At 62.1% G+C, this 14,819-nt stretch carries 14 protein-coding genes and 1 pseudogene; 6 read left to right on the top strand and 9 right to left on the bottom strand.

Features of this window, described 5'->3' with window-relative positions; genetic code table 11:
- Positions 1–39 precede the first annotated feature (39 nt).
- Both OCH7691_RS16920 and OCH7691_RS16915 read left to right on the top strand, forming a co-directional pair.
- Positions 40–930, top strand: a complete 891-nt coding sequence (locus tag OCH7691_RS16920; RefSeq protein ID WP_176245130.1) for an NAD(P)-dependent oxidoreductase — start codon at positions 40–42, stop codon at positions 928–930.
- Between the two features lie 178 nt (positions 931–1,108).
- Entirely contained in the window at positions 1,109–2,332 is a 1,224-nt protein-coding gene (locus OCH7691_RS16915; protein ID WP_085884765.1) for a cytochrome P450, read from the top strand.
- Here OCH7691_RS16915 and OCH7691_RS16910 read toward each other — a convergent pair.
- Positions 2,308–3,345, bottom strand: coding sequence for an AbrB family transcriptional regulator (locus OCH7691_RS16910; RefSeq protein ID WP_085884764.1), 1,038 nt, complete (start codon positions 3,343–3,345; stop codon positions 2,308–2,310). The genes OCH7691_RS16915 and OCH7691_RS16910 overlap by 25 nt on opposite strands.
- Before the next feature lie 135 nt (positions 3,346–3,480).
- Here OCH7691_RS16910 and OCH7691_RS16905 point away from each other — a divergent pair, with 135 nt between their 5' ends.
- Together OCH7691_RS16905 and OCH7691_RS16900 are read left to right on the top strand one after the other, a co-directional pair.
- Positions 3,481–4,350 (top strand): cupin domain-containing protein, encoded by an 870-nt coding sequence (locus tag OCH7691_RS16905; RefSeq protein ID WP_085884763.1) that lies wholly within the window; start codon positions 3,481–3,483, stop codon positions 4,348–4,350.
- 57 nt (positions 4,351–4,407) lie between these two features.
- Positions 4,408–5,298: a fumarylacetoacetate hydrolase family protein gene (locus OCH7691_RS16900; protein ID WP_176245129.1), complete on the top strand. Its 891-nt coding sequence runs from the start codon at positions 4,408–4,410 to the stop codon at positions 5,296–5,298.
- Here the strand turns inward: OCH7691_RS16900 and OCH7691_RS16895 are convergent.
- The 7 genes and pseudogenes from OCH7691_RS16895 to OCH7691_RS23780 all read right to left on the bottom strand — a co-directional run.
- Complete coding sequence (locus tag OCH7691_RS16895) at positions 5,249–6,067, bottom strand: IclR family transcriptional regulator (RefSeq protein WP_085884761.1); 819 nt, start codon at positions 6,065–6,067, stop codon at positions 5,249–5,251. The two genes, OCH7691_RS16900 and OCH7691_RS16895, sit on opposite strands and share 50 nt — an antisense overlap.
- Before the next feature lie 5 nt (positions 6,068–6,072).
- Complete coding sequence (locus tag OCH7691_RS16890) at positions 6,073–7,257, bottom strand: NAD(P)/FAD-dependent oxidoreductase (RefSeq protein WP_085884760.1); 1,185 nt, start codon at positions 7,255–7,257, stop codon at positions 6,073–6,075.
- Positions 7,254–7,460, bottom strand: a complete 207-nt coding sequence (locus OCH7691_RS16885) for a ferredoxin (protein ID WP_085884759.1) — start codon at positions 7,458–7,460, stop codon at positions 7,254–7,256. Before OCH7691_RS16885 ends, OCH7691_RS16890 begins: the two co-directional genes overlap by 4 nt.
- A 44-nt stretch (positions 7,461–7,504) precedes the next feature.
- Positions 7,505–8,251, bottom strand: coding sequence for an SDR family NAD(P)-dependent oxidoreductase (locus OCH7691_RS16880; RefSeq protein WP_085884758.1), 747 nt, complete (start codon positions 8,249–8,251; stop codon positions 7,505–7,507).
- Between the two features lie 805 nt (positions 8,252–9,056).
- A complete protein-coding gene (locus OCH7691_RS16875; protein ID WP_085884757.1) occupies positions 9,057–9,950 on the bottom strand; it encodes a hypothetical protein in 894 nt (297 codons plus the stop codon).
- A complete protein-coding gene (locus OCH7691_RS16870; protein WP_370853124.1) occupies positions 9,947–10,459 on the bottom strand; it encodes a recombinase family protein in 513 nt (170 codons plus the stop codon). Before OCH7691_RS16870 ends, OCH7691_RS16875 begins: the two co-directional genes overlap by 4 nt.
- Before the next feature lie 6 nt (positions 10,460–10,465).
- Positions 10,466–10,630, bottom strand: a pseudogene (locus tag OCH7691_RS23780) (recombinase family protein); the annotation flags it as partial.
- A gap of 585 nt (positions 10,631–11,215) precedes the next feature.
- Here OCH7691_RS23780 and OCH7691_RS16865 point away from each other — a divergent pair.
- Together OCH7691_RS16865 and OCH7691_RS16860 are read left to right on the top strand one after the other, a co-directional pair.
- The gene (locus OCH7691_RS16865) at positions 11,216–12,280 is read left to right on the top strand and encodes a hypothetical protein (RefSeq protein ID WP_139839757.1); all 1,065 of its coding nucleotides are present in this window, start codon (positions 11,216–11,218) and stop codon (positions 12,278–12,280) included.
- 30 nt (positions 12,281–12,310) lie between these two features.
- A complete protein-coding gene (locus tag OCH7691_RS16860) occupies positions 12,311–13,939 on the top strand; it encodes a class I adenylate-forming enzyme family protein (RefSeq protein ID WP_176245127.1) in 1,629 nt (542 codons plus the stop codon).
- A 35-nt stretch (positions 13,940–13,974) separates the two neighbouring features.
- Here the strand turns inward: OCH7691_RS16860 and OCH7691_RS16855 are convergent, their stop codons facing one another.
- Positions 13,975–14,745 (bottom strand): IclR family transcriptional regulator, encoded by a 771-nt coding sequence (locus OCH7691_RS16855; protein WP_176245126.1) that lies wholly within the window; start codon positions 14,743–14,745, stop codon positions 13,975–13,977.
- Between the last annotated feature and the right edge of the window lie 74 nt (positions 14,746–14,819).

Raw genomic sequence — 14,819 nt, 5'->3', positions numbered from 1 at the left:
TGTCTCGCTTGCCTAAAGGGATTGCACAGGGAGGAATTCATGAAGATCGGGTTTGTCGGCGTGGGCCTGATGGGCCTGCCCATGGCGCATCGGTTGATCGATGCCGGCCATGAACTGCACGTTTTCAGCACGAATGCCGGAGCGCTCGCCGAACTGGCCGCGAAGGGCGCGCTGCCGGCTGAATCTCTCATCGATGTCGCAAGGCGCGTCGAGGTCTTCTGCGCCTGCCGGGTAACTCCGGAGCAGTCGCGCGAGGTTTTCATCGGCGCCGAAGGCGTGATCGCTCTCGAAAACCCGCCGCCGCTCTGCATCGACTTCGCGACAATCGAGCCGCTGGTATCGCGGGAGATCGGCGCGCGCCTGGCGGATGCGGGTATCGCCTATCTCGACGCGCCGATAAGCGGCGGCCCGACGGCCGCCCGGGAAGGCACGCTTAGCGTCATCGTCGGTGGGGAGGCCGGCGCCGTCGAGTGCGCCCGGCCGATTTTCGATGCCTTCGGCAAGCGGACCTTCCACATGGGTGGTCCCGGCACCGGCGTGACCGCCAAGCTTTGCAACAACATGATCTCGATCACCACCCATGCACTTGTCGCCGAGGCCATGGTGCTGGGCGTCAAGGCGGGAATCGATGCCGAAGCGCTCTACGACGTGATGCGCAACAGCTCGGCGTCCAGTCAGACACTCAACCGCGTGGTGCCGAACCACTTTCTTCCCCGCGACTTCAAGGCCGCCGCGACGCTCGAAATGATCATGAAGGATCTGCAAGGCGCGATCTCGCTGGCCCGCGCGGAGGGCGTGCGACTGCTGCTTCCAAATGTCGCGATGCAATGTTTCGTCGATGCGGCCGGTCGCGGTCACCTTCATGACGACATCGCCTCGGTGATCCTGCCGATGGAGGAAATCGCCGGGGTGACCGTGGGGTCGGCGTGACGTGCGGGGGGCGTGAAACTTCGTCATTCGGTCTGTCTGGGCGCCGGTTTAGCGGTTGCGAAGATTGATACTGTGATGAATTATTTCACAATCATGATGTGATTGAATACCATGCTGATGAGAAAATTCGAAGCTAAAGCGGCCGAAAGTGGATGGTCGGCTGTGATTGGAGTACGAGATGTCTGAAGATGACGGATGCCCCTTCTCGAAGATCGGAGCGCCCTTGTTCCCCTTCAATCGCGACAAGCAGTTCGAGTTACCGCAGGAGTATGCGCTGGCGCGGGAACAATGCCCGGTCGCCCCGGTCAAGCTATGGAATGGACAGCAGGCCTGGCTGCTGACCCGCTACAAGCACTATTGCGAGGTGCTGCTTGACGATCGTTTCAGCGGTGAATTCGCGCGTGAGGATTTCCCGACCGTGACCGAGGCGCGGAAGGCTATCGACAAGCTGGAGCGCGCCTTCGTTGGCATGGACAACCCACGCCACGACCACTTTCGTCGAATGTTCACCAAGGAATTCACCACCAAGCGAATGATGGCCCTGAAGCCGAAGGTCGAAGCGTTGACCGACGGACTGCTCGACAGGATGGAGGACCAGGGGCCACCCGCCGATCTGGTGGCGGCGATCGGCATCGAGCTACCGGCGCTGGTGATGTGCGACCTTTTCGGCTCGCCCTACGAAGACCACACCTATATCGCCAAGTGCGCCGCCGGGCGCCATGGTCTGGGACAGTCGCCGGAGCAAGCGGCACAAAGCGCCAGGGATCTGGTCGAATATTGCCGTCAGCTCATCGCTGAAAAGGAGAAGAACCCGGCGGACGATATGCTGAGCCGGGTGATCGAGGATCAGATCCGGCCCGGTCATCTGACCCGGGAGGAGCTTGCCGACACTTGTTCGATGATCCTCCGCGCCGGCCACGACACCACGACCAACATGATCGGGCTGGGCACTTTGCTGTTGCTGGAGCACCCGGAAGAACTCGAGAAACTGAAGGCGGATCCGGCCCTGGTGCATTCGGCGGTTGAGGAATTGCTGCGCTTCCTCACTCCGGTTCAATTCGCGCCGCGCCGGGTCGCGCTGGAGGACGTCGAAGTCGACGGTTCGAAGATCGAGGCCGGCGATGGCATCTTCGCGATCTCGGCTTCCGCCAACCGCGACCCGGAGGAGTTTCCCGACCCGGACAGGTTCGATATTACGCGGGACGCAAGCCACCACGTCACCTTCGGTTATGGAATCCATCGCTGCCTGGGGCAGCAGTTGGCCCGTATCGAGTTGCATGTCGTCTTCGAGAAGCTGTTCAAGAGATTCCCCAATCTGCGGCTTGCGGTCCCGCTGGATGAGGTGCCCTTCAAATATGATTCCCAGATTTATGGACTTTACCGGCTGCCTGTTGCCTGGTGAGTGGCACGCGCGAAGTAGCGTAGAATGAACGGAAAACTGAAGGTCAGCACGATCAACCGCAGGGTGTGATGTATTCCGACGAACCCGGGGTCTACGTCGAAGACCGCGGACAGGAGGATCATCGCCTCTGCGCCGCCCGGTGCGTAGGCCAACGCCAGCGCGGCGGCCGGATAGTCTAGAACGCCGGCAAGAGCGAACGCGCCGGCCAGGGTGATGGCTGTTGCCATGACCGCGCCGAGCAACGAGGGGATGAGGGCAGCGAAGAATGTCTCGCGTTTGCAGAGCGCGAGTCCCAAGCCGATATAGTTCCCGACGAGAACCTGCAGCCCGGCCAGCGCCGGGGAAGGGATCTCGAAATTCAGGATACCACCGGCGGAAAGCGCGCCGACGGCGATCGCGGCAAAGAACATCTCTCCGCCAAGCAGGTTGATGCGCCGCGCCAGCAGGACACAGGCGATTGTCACAGCGCTGGCGATCGCCAGATCCACACTTGTCGTGATGTTATGGACAGGGGGCGCCGCGTGGAAGGTGCCAATTGTCAGGGGCAGTAGCCCCATCAGCATCAGAACCCGGACGAGTTGTACGACCGTTACCCGGCTCATGTCGGCCTGCATGGCCTGGGCGCCGACCAGGGCAAGCAGGATATTACCCGGCCAGGCACAGGAGATGGCGGTGGCGCGGCTTGCATTCCAGGAAATGCGATGCAGCAGGTAGGTCAGCCAGGCCAGCAGCGCGAGCAACAGAAACATCGCCAGAAGGCTCAACGGCAGCACGGCGGCCGAAACCAGCAGCTCCAGCTTGATCGCCGCGCCAACGATCATGCCTGCGAAGCCCATGGCGAGGCTGCGCACAAAGGCAGGAATCGGCGCCTGGGGCTTCAGAACGCTGGCGGTGAAGGTGGCGGCGATGGAACCGATGATCCATCCACCCGGAACGCCAAGCGAACTGACCAGATACCCGCCGAGGCCGCCAAAGAAGAAGGTTAGCGTGAGTGACGCGGTGGCAGAATGCATGGCGGGTTTCCGGAGCGAAGTCCCTCGTCTAGAAGCCCCGCCGAACAATTGACAATATGATATTCAACATCATAATGTCGATTGAGCAACAAGGCAAATGCACGCGCAGGCGCGGTTCGGGAGGGATCTTCAAGGATGGGCATTCAAGGCGCTACCGGAGTTCGGGAAGCGGATCTTCCGTGGGTCGATATCGGTGTCCGGCCGGGCTACAACCAACGGTATCAGGGCTTTTTCGACAAGCAGCGCGGCATCAGCGCGCGCGTTGGCAGTCTGTATGCCGAGCCGATCTATCATTCCCCGCGGCACCGCCACACGTTTCAGCAAGTGCGCTACGTGCTTTCCGGCCAGATGAAATACGGTACCGAAATTTACGGCGTGGGGGACTGCCTCTACATCCCTGAGGGCGCCTACTACGGACCGATAAAGCCGGTCGATAGCGGCGAGCAGTTGCACTTTGCCGATATCCAGTTCGAAGGCCCGTCGGGTATTCCCTATCCCGAACCGGAAGAGGTCGTCGACGCGCAGCGCAAGATGGCGCAGGAAGGTGTGTTCGAGGACGGGGTCTATACCTTCCCGAACGGCCGCAAACGCGACGCCTACGAAGCGATTCTGGAAGTCATTACCGGTCGGAAGATCGAGTATCCCACACCCCGTATGAACAGTTACACGGTGCTCCGCAGCTCGGGCATTCCGTGGCATCCCCATTCCGGTCTCGAGGGCGTTCAGTCGAAGGATCTCGCCTACTTTTTCGACACCGGGCCGAACCTCAAGATGGCGCGGATCGAGAAGGGCAGGGCGTTGCCGGGCGCAACGCCTGTCGGCCATCGTGCAGTCTTCCTGATCGAGGGCGATCTCTCTTTCAACGGTGCGGCCTACGACTCGTTGTCCTACTTCATGCTGCCGAGCGGTGAAGCCCATGGCCCCCTGGAAGCCAGCTCCGATGCAACGCTGCTGATGGTCGGCTGGAGCTCGCAAGGCGAGCGTCTGCCGCTTGACCTGTTTTAGGTCTGGCCGCCAGACATGCAGCTAGCCACACTGCGCCGGGTCGCGGACGGCAGGTTCGTGCTCGCCTTCGCCGATGACGAGGCCAGTCTCTATCCGGTGATCGAGGTCGCAGAGTTGATTGGTCAGAAAATTGACCCGGCGATCGTCGACCCGTTCGGTAGTTTCTGGTTGCAGCCTGAGGGTCTTGCCGAACTGGCAGCACTGGACGCGCGGCGCGCGGCGCTCGATCTGCGGCCAGTGGATCGGCCGGCCTGGCACTGGATGGCCCCGGTGCCGCGACCCGGCAAGATCATCGCCGTCGGCCGCAATTACATGGACCATGTGCGGGAAGGCCAGGAGATCTGGAAGAAACGCGGCAAGGTGGTGGAAATTCCGAAGTTCCCCTCCGCCTTCGCGAAATTTCCCTCAAGCCTATCGGGCCCGCGCGACGAGATCCGCATTCCCGCCGGGCTGGACGACATCGACTACGAGATCGAGCTGGCGGTCGTGATCGGGACCGCCGCGCTCAACGTGTCCGCCGACGAGGCGCTGCGCCATGTCGCCGGCTATGCGGTCTGCAACGATGTCGCGACGCGGGGTATCCAGCGGCGGGAGATGGAAACCCAGGTCGGGATCACCCTGGCCAAGAACTATCCTAGCTTCGCGCCCATGGGGCCGTGGCTGACGACCAGCGATGTCGTTGGCGATCCGCAATCTCTCCGGCTTGTCCTGGACGTGGACGGCGATGTGCGGCAGGACGCCAGCACGTCGGACATGATCTTCCCGGTGGCCGAGCTGATTTCATACTGGTCGTCGATGGGGCTGGAGCCCGGCGACATCCTCATCACCGGTACGCCATCGGGGGTCGCATTGGCACGGGAGGAGCCGGAAAAATATTATCTTCGTCCCGGGCAGACGGTTACGGCACGGATCGAAGGGCTGGGCGAGTTGCGGAATCCGGTTCGCTAGCCTTGCCGTTCCGCGAGAGCAGTGGCTCGATATGCCGCTTGACGGCATCGCGCAGGATCCGGATGTAACGCTCTTCGTTCGAGGCAATCACGTTGGCGACGCCGCCGATGCCGATGGCCAGGGGCGCCCCGCCATAAAGGCCCGGCAGGCGCAGCGCGACCAATCCACCGCCGGGCGTACCCGTGCTGGTCGCCATGACATAGCCATTTCGGCGAATCTTGCGGATCTCCTTCATCAGCTCCTGGGTGCCGATTGCCGGTTCGCTCAGCAGGTTCATCAGCCGCTCTATCTCGACGTCAAGCTCGGCATTTGGCAGCGCGGCGAGGAACAGGTGCCCCATTCCGGAGCCGATCATCGGCCGCACCGCGCCGGTATGCATATGCAGGCGCACCGGATTGGTCGCAGGAATGACGTGAATATACTGGATCATGATGCCGGCCGGGGTCGCCAGGTTCACCAGTTCCCCGGTGCGCTGCCCCACGTCTTCCATGGCGGCCATCACGCTGCCTTCGCCGAAAAGATAGGGCGCGACACTCCGGCCAAGAAGTGCCACTCGGGGGCTCGGCCGGTAGGTGCGGCTCTTCTTGTCATAGTGGAGGTAGCCGAGTTCCCCGAGGCTCTTGAGCAGGATCGAGGTGCTTGACTGCGGATAGCCCAAAGCGAGCGAAATCTCCTTCACCGAAACGCTCGGATGCTCGGCATCGAAATACTCCAGGACCTCGAGCGTACGTTTGATGGATCTGGAGAGGTCCCGCTTTTCGGTGGTCATGCTTGCTAGGTCCGCGCGAACTGAGTGATGACTGCCGACCGGTCTTGTCCGACCAGAGCGCGGGCCTTACGAAGGGCGCGCGCCATGTTCCAGCCAAGTACCCCGTCAACCGTTCCGTTTCTGCTGTAGGCGATCACGAATCCGCCGTTTTGCGAGTTTGTTTCGAGCAAATCCTCGTCACAGCTCCCGTCGATCACGCCATGAACTTGAATTTTGGCATCATACTGATCGCTCCAGAAGAAAGGAATAGGATCGAAGACGCGCCGGGCGCCGAGGATGTTGGCAGCGACCGCCATGCCCTGCTCCGTCGCGTTCATGCGGTGCTCGATCCGCATCTGCCGACCGAAGCGCGGGTTGTGCCAGTTGGCGACATCGCCGGCCGCGTAAATCCCGGGCGCTGCCTCGCAGAAGGCATTGCAGAACACCCCGTTGTCGAGAGTCAGGCCACTGTCGGCCAGCCAACCCACGGTCGGGCGGCATCCGATCGCAACGAGCACACGGTCCGTTTCCAAACGCGTTCCGTCAGAGGTGGCAACGGTGTAGCCATGCGCATCGTTGCCCTGGATCGTCTCGACGCCATTGCCGAAATGAAACGCAACGCCGTGGCCTTGATGCAGGGCCTTCAGGCGTTTCGACACCTGCCGTCCTACACGGTCGAGCATGGGGCCCGCCTGAGGGTCGAGTACAGTGACCGCTACGCCGGCCTGACGCGCCAGCGCGGCGAGTTCGCATCCCAGAACTCCGGCGCCGATGATCGTGACATGCCGCGCTGCCCGGAGCGCGGCACCGATACGGGCGGCGTCGTCAAGCGTGCGCAGCGTCATCCCGTTACCGGGCAAGGTGACCGGCGCGGCCCCCGTGGCGATGACACAGGCGTCCCAGGCAATTGCCGTGCCGCTATCAAGAATGACTTGGCGACCCTCAACATCGAGCCGGCTGGCGGCGGTGCCCAGTCGAAGATCGAGATCAAGACGTCCGAGTTCCGCCTCGTCGGCCAGGGCGACATCAGTGAGACAGGCGACGGTATCGGAGCGTGTCTTCGATAGGGGTGGGCGATCGTAGGGGGGCTCGGGCTCGGCCCCGATCAGCGCGATCTCGCCCGCGTAACCGTTGTCGCGCAACGCCTGGCAAGTTGACAGCCCCGCGGCGGACGCGCCAACGATGGCGATCCGATGGGGCGGCGGGGTCATGCCTCTTCGACTCTGATCGCCTTGGCCGGGCAAAGCCGGACGGCCTGCATCACTGCGCCGTGCTGGGACTCTTCCGGTTCTTCCGCGAGGAGTTCGACGATTCCGTCGTCCTCGCGCTGGTCGAAAACTTCGGGCGCGGCAAAGACGCATTGTCCCGCGCCGACACACTTGTCCTGATCAATGAATATCTTGAGTTTTGCCATCGGTCTTCTTTTCAAAGTTGGAGATCGCGCCTGCCATCCGCGCTTTACCAGGCACCATTGGCGAGTGCACCGCCATCGACGACCAGCGTTTGCCCGGTAATGTAGCTTGCCCGGCGTGATAACAGGAAAGCGACGGCTTCCGCGACCTCGGAGGCCTCGCCGAAACGGCGGAGCGGAATGCCACGTTGCAGACTGTCCTGATCGACGAGACCCTTCGCAATGTTCTCCTGCACCATCCGGGTATTGATGATTCCCGGCACCACGGCGTTCACGCGAATGCCGTCTACCGCCCATTCAACGGCAAGCGTGCGCGTCAGCGACTCGATCCCCCCCTTGGCGGCGGCATAGGCGGCCCTGCGCGGTCGTCCGACCCGGGCGCCGATCGAGGAGAAATTGACCACTGCGCCCTGCTTGGCCTTCAGATCCGGGTGGAACGCCCGGCATACTCTGAGCACCCCGCCCAGATGCACGTCAAAGAGACCGGCCCAGGTCTCGTCTTCCATCTCCGATACTGACTGGTGACGATTGTAGCCGGCCGCGTTGACCACGCCGTCAATGCCGCCATAGGCCGAACGAAGTTCGCCGGCAAGGCGGTCCACCGCCGCGCTGTCGGCAATATCGACGCTGCGGCAGTCGTACCGCTTCGCGATGTCGGCGTCAGGCGCATCCCGGTCGGCCAGAACTACCCGCCAGGACTGTTCTTCGAGTATGATGCCAACCGCCAAGCCAATTCCCCGGCCGCCTCCGACGATCAACGCAACAGGGGTATGGGTGCGAGTCGCGTCAGTCACGAGGGTCTCCGCTCATCCAAGTCATATCGGTATTTTGATTTTCTTCATTGCAATGTCAATTTGTTGTTTTCGTGGCGGCTTGCCCGCCTTTCCTGAGTGAAGCGCTAGAGCTGCTGGATTGCGAACCGGGCCGGTAATCTGGGACCACCCGGGTAGTCGAAGTGCGAGGTGGGTGATTTCGCGGCGGCCTGTCTTACGCCTTTGCGCGGAAACGCGGACCCCGATGTCGCACATTTGGTGACAGCAAAGCGCCTCATCCGATCGGCGCGCAGAGTGATGTCATTCGAATGCTGCCCGGCACCCGAATTGGCAGGATGCATCTGGCTCACGCAGTGATCCCCCGCAACTCTGTAATCGCCGCGTCGCGGTACTTCGTGAAGGTGACGAGGGCGGTGAAATGTCGGTCGAAGTCTGAATAATCCCGCACAGCATGCGCAACAGCGCCGGGCGCGCGACGCTAGTCCGACTCGCAAGACCAACTATATGGCCGCGAAACGTCAGAATCACTCTAATGCCAGTGGAGGCTGATCCCCGACGAGGCGGGTCAACGCATTCGAAAAGTTGGTCCTGCTCCCTGTATTGCTTTCCCAGTTCCCTGTTTGTTGCCGCCTATCTCCCTGATCATACAATCAGGTTTCCCTGTTCCATCTCGCAGGGAAATCGCCTCCATGTCATTGAAAATGCGTATGGATTCAGGCCTATCTCGCTTAATCGTGCCTTAAAGAGCGCTGAATTCCCTGTATTTTCCCTGTTAACGCGCTGGTGGCGGGTGAGACGGGTTCGCTCGTGACTGCAAGCACCACCACTAATTCCCCAGAAGTGTCAGTCCTCTGACCGCAAGCCGGGAACCCGCAGAAGTCCGCGGGATTTCGGCGCGGAGTATCCCGTTGCCGGGAGAGAGACGGCGCCTTTCGCCGGGTCTCCGGGCAAGAACGGCAGAAGTCTCTGGCGGGCCCTGGCGTGGCCCCGATAACGGCATATCCCGATGGTGATCTGATGCACAGGCGGCCGGCGGGAAGCCCGGCAGGGCGCGCCGCTTCGTCCAGTCTGCCGGTATCGGCCGGAGCGCGCGGAGCGATCGGGCGGTGAACTCCGGCGGCAGGCGCCCGTCGAGGATCGCCTCGACGATGTCCGGGGCGAGGAAGGCGAGCGGCAACAACCGGCTGACATCGGACCCGTCCCGTTGCTCCCGCTTGGCAATCACATCGCCCGAGGCCATCGTTCCATCGGCAAGCTCGGCGACCCAGCGATGGGCGATGGCGATGGTCCTGCAGAGAACCGGGTCGGGATGCGCGTCTGCTGCCGGACCGGCCAGGACGATCTTGCGCTCGACGCCGCGGCGGCGTTTCTCCATCGGCCGGATGATCCGGTAGCCGGCGTCCTCGCCGCTGGTGGGGCCAGGCGCACCGATCAACGCTGCCAGCTGCCCGCGGTCGATCGAGACCGAGATCTCTGTCTCGGACAGGTCAATCCGCCGGACAATGCGCTCGAATGTCGTGCGCCGGACGGCGAGTTCGCCCTGGGTCAGCCTCGCGATCAAGCCGGCGACGGCATCGGATGCTGAATGGTCCCGGTCCGGCGCTGCGCCGACGGCGTCCCAGAGTTCGCGGGGATTGCCGAGGAAGTCGGTGAGCAACGTCACGATGGTGGCCTCGATCCCGGGTGCCGGGAGACGCCAGCCGCTGCCGCTCCTGATCATGTCCCCGTGAGCGGCCGGGAGACATAGTAGCGATAGCGCCGGCCGTTCCTGACCGCGTGGGTCGGCGAGAGACGCTCGCCGGTCTCGTCGTGGAGCAGGCCGGCGAGCAGGGCAGGGGATGCGACGTTGGTGCCGGAACGGCGGGGCGCGCTGTTCGCCTTGAGGCGTTCCTGGACGGCGTTCCAGAGACCCTCGTCGACGATGCCCTGGTGCTGGCCCGGGTAGGTCGTGCCGCGATGGGAGACCCGCCCGGCATGGATCGGGTTGGCGAGCAACTGGTAGAGCCCGCCACGGGTGAAGGGGAGACCCCCGACCTGCGGTCCTGACCGCCTTGGTCGCCGCTTCGTCCGGATGCCGCGGCGGTCTGCCTCCGCTATAAGTAGCCGGACGCTGCCAAGCTCGAGATAGAGCGCGTAGAGACAGCGGACGATCCCGGCCTTGTCCTCGTTCACCTGGAGCCTGCGATCGCGGACGTCGTAGCTGAGCGGGACTGGCCCGCCCATCCACATGCCTTTCTGCTTGGAGGCGGCGATCTTGTCGCGGATCCGTTCCGCGGTGACCTCGCGCTCGAACTGGGCGAAGGAGAGCAGGACATTCAGGGTCAGCCGCCCCATCGAGGTGGTGGTGTTGAACTGCTGGGTGACGGAGACGAACGACACGCCGCTGGCATCGAAGTGCTCGACGGGCTCGAGGGCCCGGTACCGATCCGGGCGATTGCCCGGGCCCTCGGCATCGGGAAATCCGGGCGCGGCGCCTCAGGAGGCTCGAAAACGGCGCGACGGGAGGATTCTCGTCAATGGCGCTGGCTTGGCCCGCCGGCAACGCTTCACCGTCGGGCACGAGCTCGGTCACTATCTCAACCCGCTGCATCGCTCGGACGAGGACGGCCATTTCGCTTGCACCAGTGCCGAACTGCGCTTTCAAGGCGAGGACAGCGCGCCCGCCGATCCGCACGTCACGCCGGAACGTAGTCTGCAGGTCATCCGGCTCCAGTCGAAGAACATTCGACACCCGGCACGATGCAGGCGAACTCGCCTGAGAAGACCTTGGGACTCCTGGTCAGCCTGCAGGGATTGACGCTCATCAGCAGTGATCCGCGGAAGCTGCTCCGAGAGACTGGGAACACGATTGCCTGTTGTCACCGGGGCGCTATGCGGTCCAGGGCATCGCCAGTTGTTGCGCGCATTGACAGGAAAAAATCGCGATGATAGGTTTGCGATATGCAATAGAAATTATTGAAATACGATAAATTGAAGGAGCGCACATTGAGCGACTTGGAGCAGCTGCGGGCCGATTGTCTTCTTGCGGAAAAATTCTGGGGCCGGTCTATGGCCGGGCTGACAGCCATCACCTATCGCGAGAAAGGCGAGGCGGCGTTTCTCGATACCTGGTTCCAGACACTTCGGTCGCATCAGAACGTGCATTACCTCAACGGCTTGAAGAAGCTGGGCATCGGCGAGAATGAGTCACCGGCGGTCAAGGCCTGCAAATATCACTATCTGACCAATCAGATGGGCGGCCTCAAGATGGAGTATATTGAGGAATCGCCGAAGAAGTGCTGGATCCGTTATCTGGCGCCGATGTGGACCTATTCGGGCATCGCGATGCTGGCCATGCCCGCGCATACCCGGCGTACCATGAGCCGCGCCTGGCATCCCCGCAACGGCGAGCTGATGGGATGCGACAGGCTGCAGTATGTGCGCACCAAGACCATCATGGAAGGCGATCCGTATGACGAGGGCTACTGGATAGAGCACGATCGGCCACTGGCGCCCGAAGAGACCCTGCTGTTCAAGACCGAGATCCGAACACCCGAATTCGATCCGGCGAAGGCACCCAAACTGGACCCGGAAATCTGGCCGGAAGAACGCCTGTACAAGGCCCGTCCGAAATTCGGCGGCGGATACCTTAGCCGAATGACAACAGTTCTCCTCGCCAAATTCGGGCTCGATTCAACGAGCTACATCATGGGGCAGACGATGCGCTGTCTGGCCATCCAGTACATCCACGAACTCAAGGACGATCAGGGGATCGAGGGCAGCGACGTTCAGTCGGTCGCGGACATTTTTGCGGGCATCCTGCGTGCCTGCCGGCAGGATTTCACCGTCGAACGGATCTCGCCGACCCGTACGCGCATCGTTCTCAGGAACTACAAGCCGTTCGACTGGGAACTGCCGGAAAAGATCCGCGACTCCCTGTTTGAATTTCAGCGCATGGGCGCGCGCGTGCTCAACGGACGCCTTCGGGTAACGCGCAGCGTGGAACCTGAGTTCGGACCTGTCGCGTCCGAGGCCTGGGATTTCGAAGATACCGGCCGCTGGCTCTGGTAGTGAATGGCAGATAAAGGCGGGTCCCTCTACATGAACGCCGGAGAAGACGTATCTCGTTATGAGACCGAACGGCTCATGCGCGGGATCGAAAAGGCTGCGCTTCCGCGTAACCTCGATGCGTTGTTGCGGGGCGCGGCAGGGCGGCATGGTAGCCGTGAGGTCGCCGTGTTTTTCGATGACGACATCTCCCTGACCTATCGCGCACTGGCGGACGACGTGAGCAGGATGGCCGATGCATTGCAGCAGCTTGGCCTGAGATTTGGCGGTCACGTCGGTATCATGCTCGAGACCAACGCCTTCTATCCGGTCGCCTGGCTCGCCGTAACGAAACTGGGTGCGGTCGCGGTCCCGATCAATCCGAATTACACGGCCCGCGAAGTCGCCTTCGTTGTCGCCGACGGTGATGTTGAATTGATAATCGTCGACGCCGAGTACCTCCCGGTGATCGAGGAGGCCGAGTTGCCTCATCATTTCGACGACGGGGTTGTCGTTGCCGGCGGGGCCGCCGGGCGCTATCGCGCCTGGGCTGATCTGATCGCCTTGGGTTCCCATGATTTTGAACCGGTAAGAAGCCCGTCTCTCGATGATCCGGCCAATATACAGTACACGTCGGGCACGACCGGGCTGCCCAAGGGGGCGATAATTCCCCACGGATTCTGGGTTTTGCGCGGATTGGTCTGGTGCACCCAGATCCATTATCCGGTGACACGCAATCTCATCTCGCAGCCGCTTCACTATATTGATGGCCAGGCGCAGTTTCTGTTGGCCCTGTCCGGCGGGGGAACCGCCTATATCGCGGCCAGGCAGAGTGCATCGCGATTCCTGGATTGGCTCGAAAGCTACGCGATCGAGTTTTGCAGCCTGCCGGAGGTGGTGACCTTTCAGCTGGATGAAGGACGAAAGCCCGAACTGTCGCTGAAGGTCGCCTATGCCTACAGCCACCGCCGGGAGCGTTATCGTCTCAATGAGAAACGTTTCGGGTGCGTGCTGCGTCAAGGCTACGGCATGACCGAGTTGGGTTCCGCGCTTTATGTGCCCGTCGAGGCGGATCACATGACCGGAACCGGGACGGTTGGCATCCCGACCGCGTGCCGTGAGGTCATTATCGCCGATCCAGAAGGCAGGGAACAACCGCCGGATGTCGTGGGCGAGATCCTTGTCAGAGGCCGCCACATGTTCCTCGGGTATCATAATCGACCCGATGCCATGGCCGCGTCCTTCACGCCCGACGGCTGGTTTCGAACCGGAGACATCGGTCGGCGGGACCGAGACGGGTGGTTCTACTTTCTGGGGCGCCGCAAGGACATGGTCAGGCGCAGTAGCGAGAATATCTCCGCGCTCGAGGTGGAGGAAGTGCTACGTGGCGTCACAGGCGTGGTCGAAGCTGCCGTTCTGCCGGTTCCGGACGAGTTGCGCGGAGAGGAAGTGAAGGCCTATTTGCGCCTCAGGGAGAAACTGAGCGTCAACGATGTCCCGCCGCAGCTGGTTCTCGACCATTGTGTCCGAAATCTTGCCCGGTTCAAGGTACCGCGCTACCTGGAGTACATTTCAGAGTTCCCGCGGACGCCCGGTTACAAGATCAAGAAATCGGACCTGATCGCCGCCAAGGAAGACCTCAGAATAGGCTCTTTCGATGCAGTTGAGGGGAGGTGGCGGTAATTTCGAAAGGCCCCATCAGCGCCCGGCTTCTGCCGCTAGGGCTTCACAGACAGCGCCTGAGTGGTGTCGATAAGCAACCGAAGCAGCATTTCGCGGCGGGCGGTTTCGTTCCAGCGTTCCGATGGAACCGTGAATTCGACCGATGCGATGGCCAGGTGTTCTGCACCGGAAACCGGGGCTGCGACCGTGACGTATGATGCGCCGGGGGTATTGTTCACGATGCAATAACCGTCACGACGTGCCGCGGCAAGACTCTCCTCGATATCGGCCCGATCCGGTGGATTGCGGCCTTGTTCCACCTCCGTCCCGTCGATGATCGCGGCCGCCTCCTCGTCGGGGCGATTTGCAATGATCACGCGTCCGCCCGCCGATCCGACCGCCGGCATTCTTGTGCCCAGAAGGATCCGGGTGTTTACCGAAGAGGGCGCGCCGTACCGAATGATGTGTATGACATCGCTGCCATCCAGCTCCAAAAGACTGATCGTCTCGCTGGATCGATCGCTGGCCTGCCTTATGTAAGGCGTGGCCCTGCGCGCCAATTCCTCGCAACGGAGATAGCTGGTCCCGAGGTTAAGCAACTTGGGGCTCGGGCTGTAGTGGCGGGTTTGCGGATCCTTGCGCAGATATCCCAGGGTCTGGAGCGTGTAGACAAAGCGCTGGACCATGCTGAGATTATAGCCGCATGCGGCAGAAATCTGGGTAAGCGACAGGGAGGTGGCATCCGTATCGAAAGCCCGCAGGACGTTGAAGGCCTTGTCCACGGAGCTCACGAAGAGGGATGAACGCCCGGCCGGCGTTTCGTTCATGTGGCCTCCCGTTTCGCCATTGTCCGTTCCCGTTCGGTTGGGCATTTCCGGTCCTTCCGCAACGCTTGAATATG

This window comes from Oceanibacterium hippocampi (genome assembly GCF_900172325.1).
GTDB classification, from domain to species: Bacteria; Pseudomonadota; Alphaproteobacteria; order Sneathiellales; family Sneathiellaceae; genus Oceanibacterium; species Oceanibacterium hippocampi.
Note: the sequence above shows the minus strand (reverse complement) of the source record. Positions and strands in the feature narration are given on the sequence as shown.

Coding starts and splice junctions, on each gene's coding strand:
- OCH7691_RS16920 (WP_176245130.1), top strand. CDS start 40: ATGAAGATCGGGTTTGTCGGCGTGGGCCTGATGGGCCTGCCCATGGCG.
- OCH7691_RS16915 (WP_085884765.1), top strand. CDS start 1,109: ATGTCTGAAGATGACGGATGCCCCTTCTCGAAGATCGGAGCGCCCTTG.
- OCH7691_RS16910 (WP_085884764.1), bottom strand. CDS start 3,345: ATGCATTCTGCCACCGCGTCACTCACGCTAACCTTCTTCTTTGGCGGC.
- OCH7691_RS16905 (WP_085884763.1), top strand. CDS start 3,481: ATGGGCATTCAAGGCGCTACCGGAGTTCGGGAAGCGGATCTTCCGTGG.
- OCH7691_RS16895 (WP_085884761.1), bottom strand. CDS start 6,067: ATGACCACCGAAAAGCGGGACCTCTCCAGATCCATCAAACGTACGCTC.
- OCH7691_RS16890 (WP_085884760.1), bottom strand. CDS start 7,257: ATGACCCCGCCGCCCCATCGGATCGCCATCGTTGGCGCGTCCGCCGCG.
- OCH7691_RS16885 (WP_085884759.1), bottom strand. CDS start 7,460: ATGGCAAAACTCAAGATATTCATTGATCAGGACAAGTGTGTCGGCGCG.
- OCH7691_RS16875 (WP_085884757.1), bottom strand. CDS start 9,950: ATGATCAGGAGCGGCAGCGGCTGGCGTCTCCCGGCACCCGGGATCGAG.
- OCH7691_RS16870 (WP_370853124.1), bottom strand. CDS start 10,459: ATGTGGATGGGCGGGCCAGTCCCGCTCAGCTACGACGTCCGCGATCGC.
- OCH7691_RS16860 (WP_176245127.1), top strand. CDS start 12,311: ATGAACGCCGGAGAAGACGTATCTCGTTATGAGACCGAACGGCTCATG.
- OCH7691_RS16855 (WP_176245126.1), bottom strand. CDS start 14,745: ATGAACGAAACGCCGGCCGGGCGTTCATCCCTCTTCGTGAGCTCCGTG.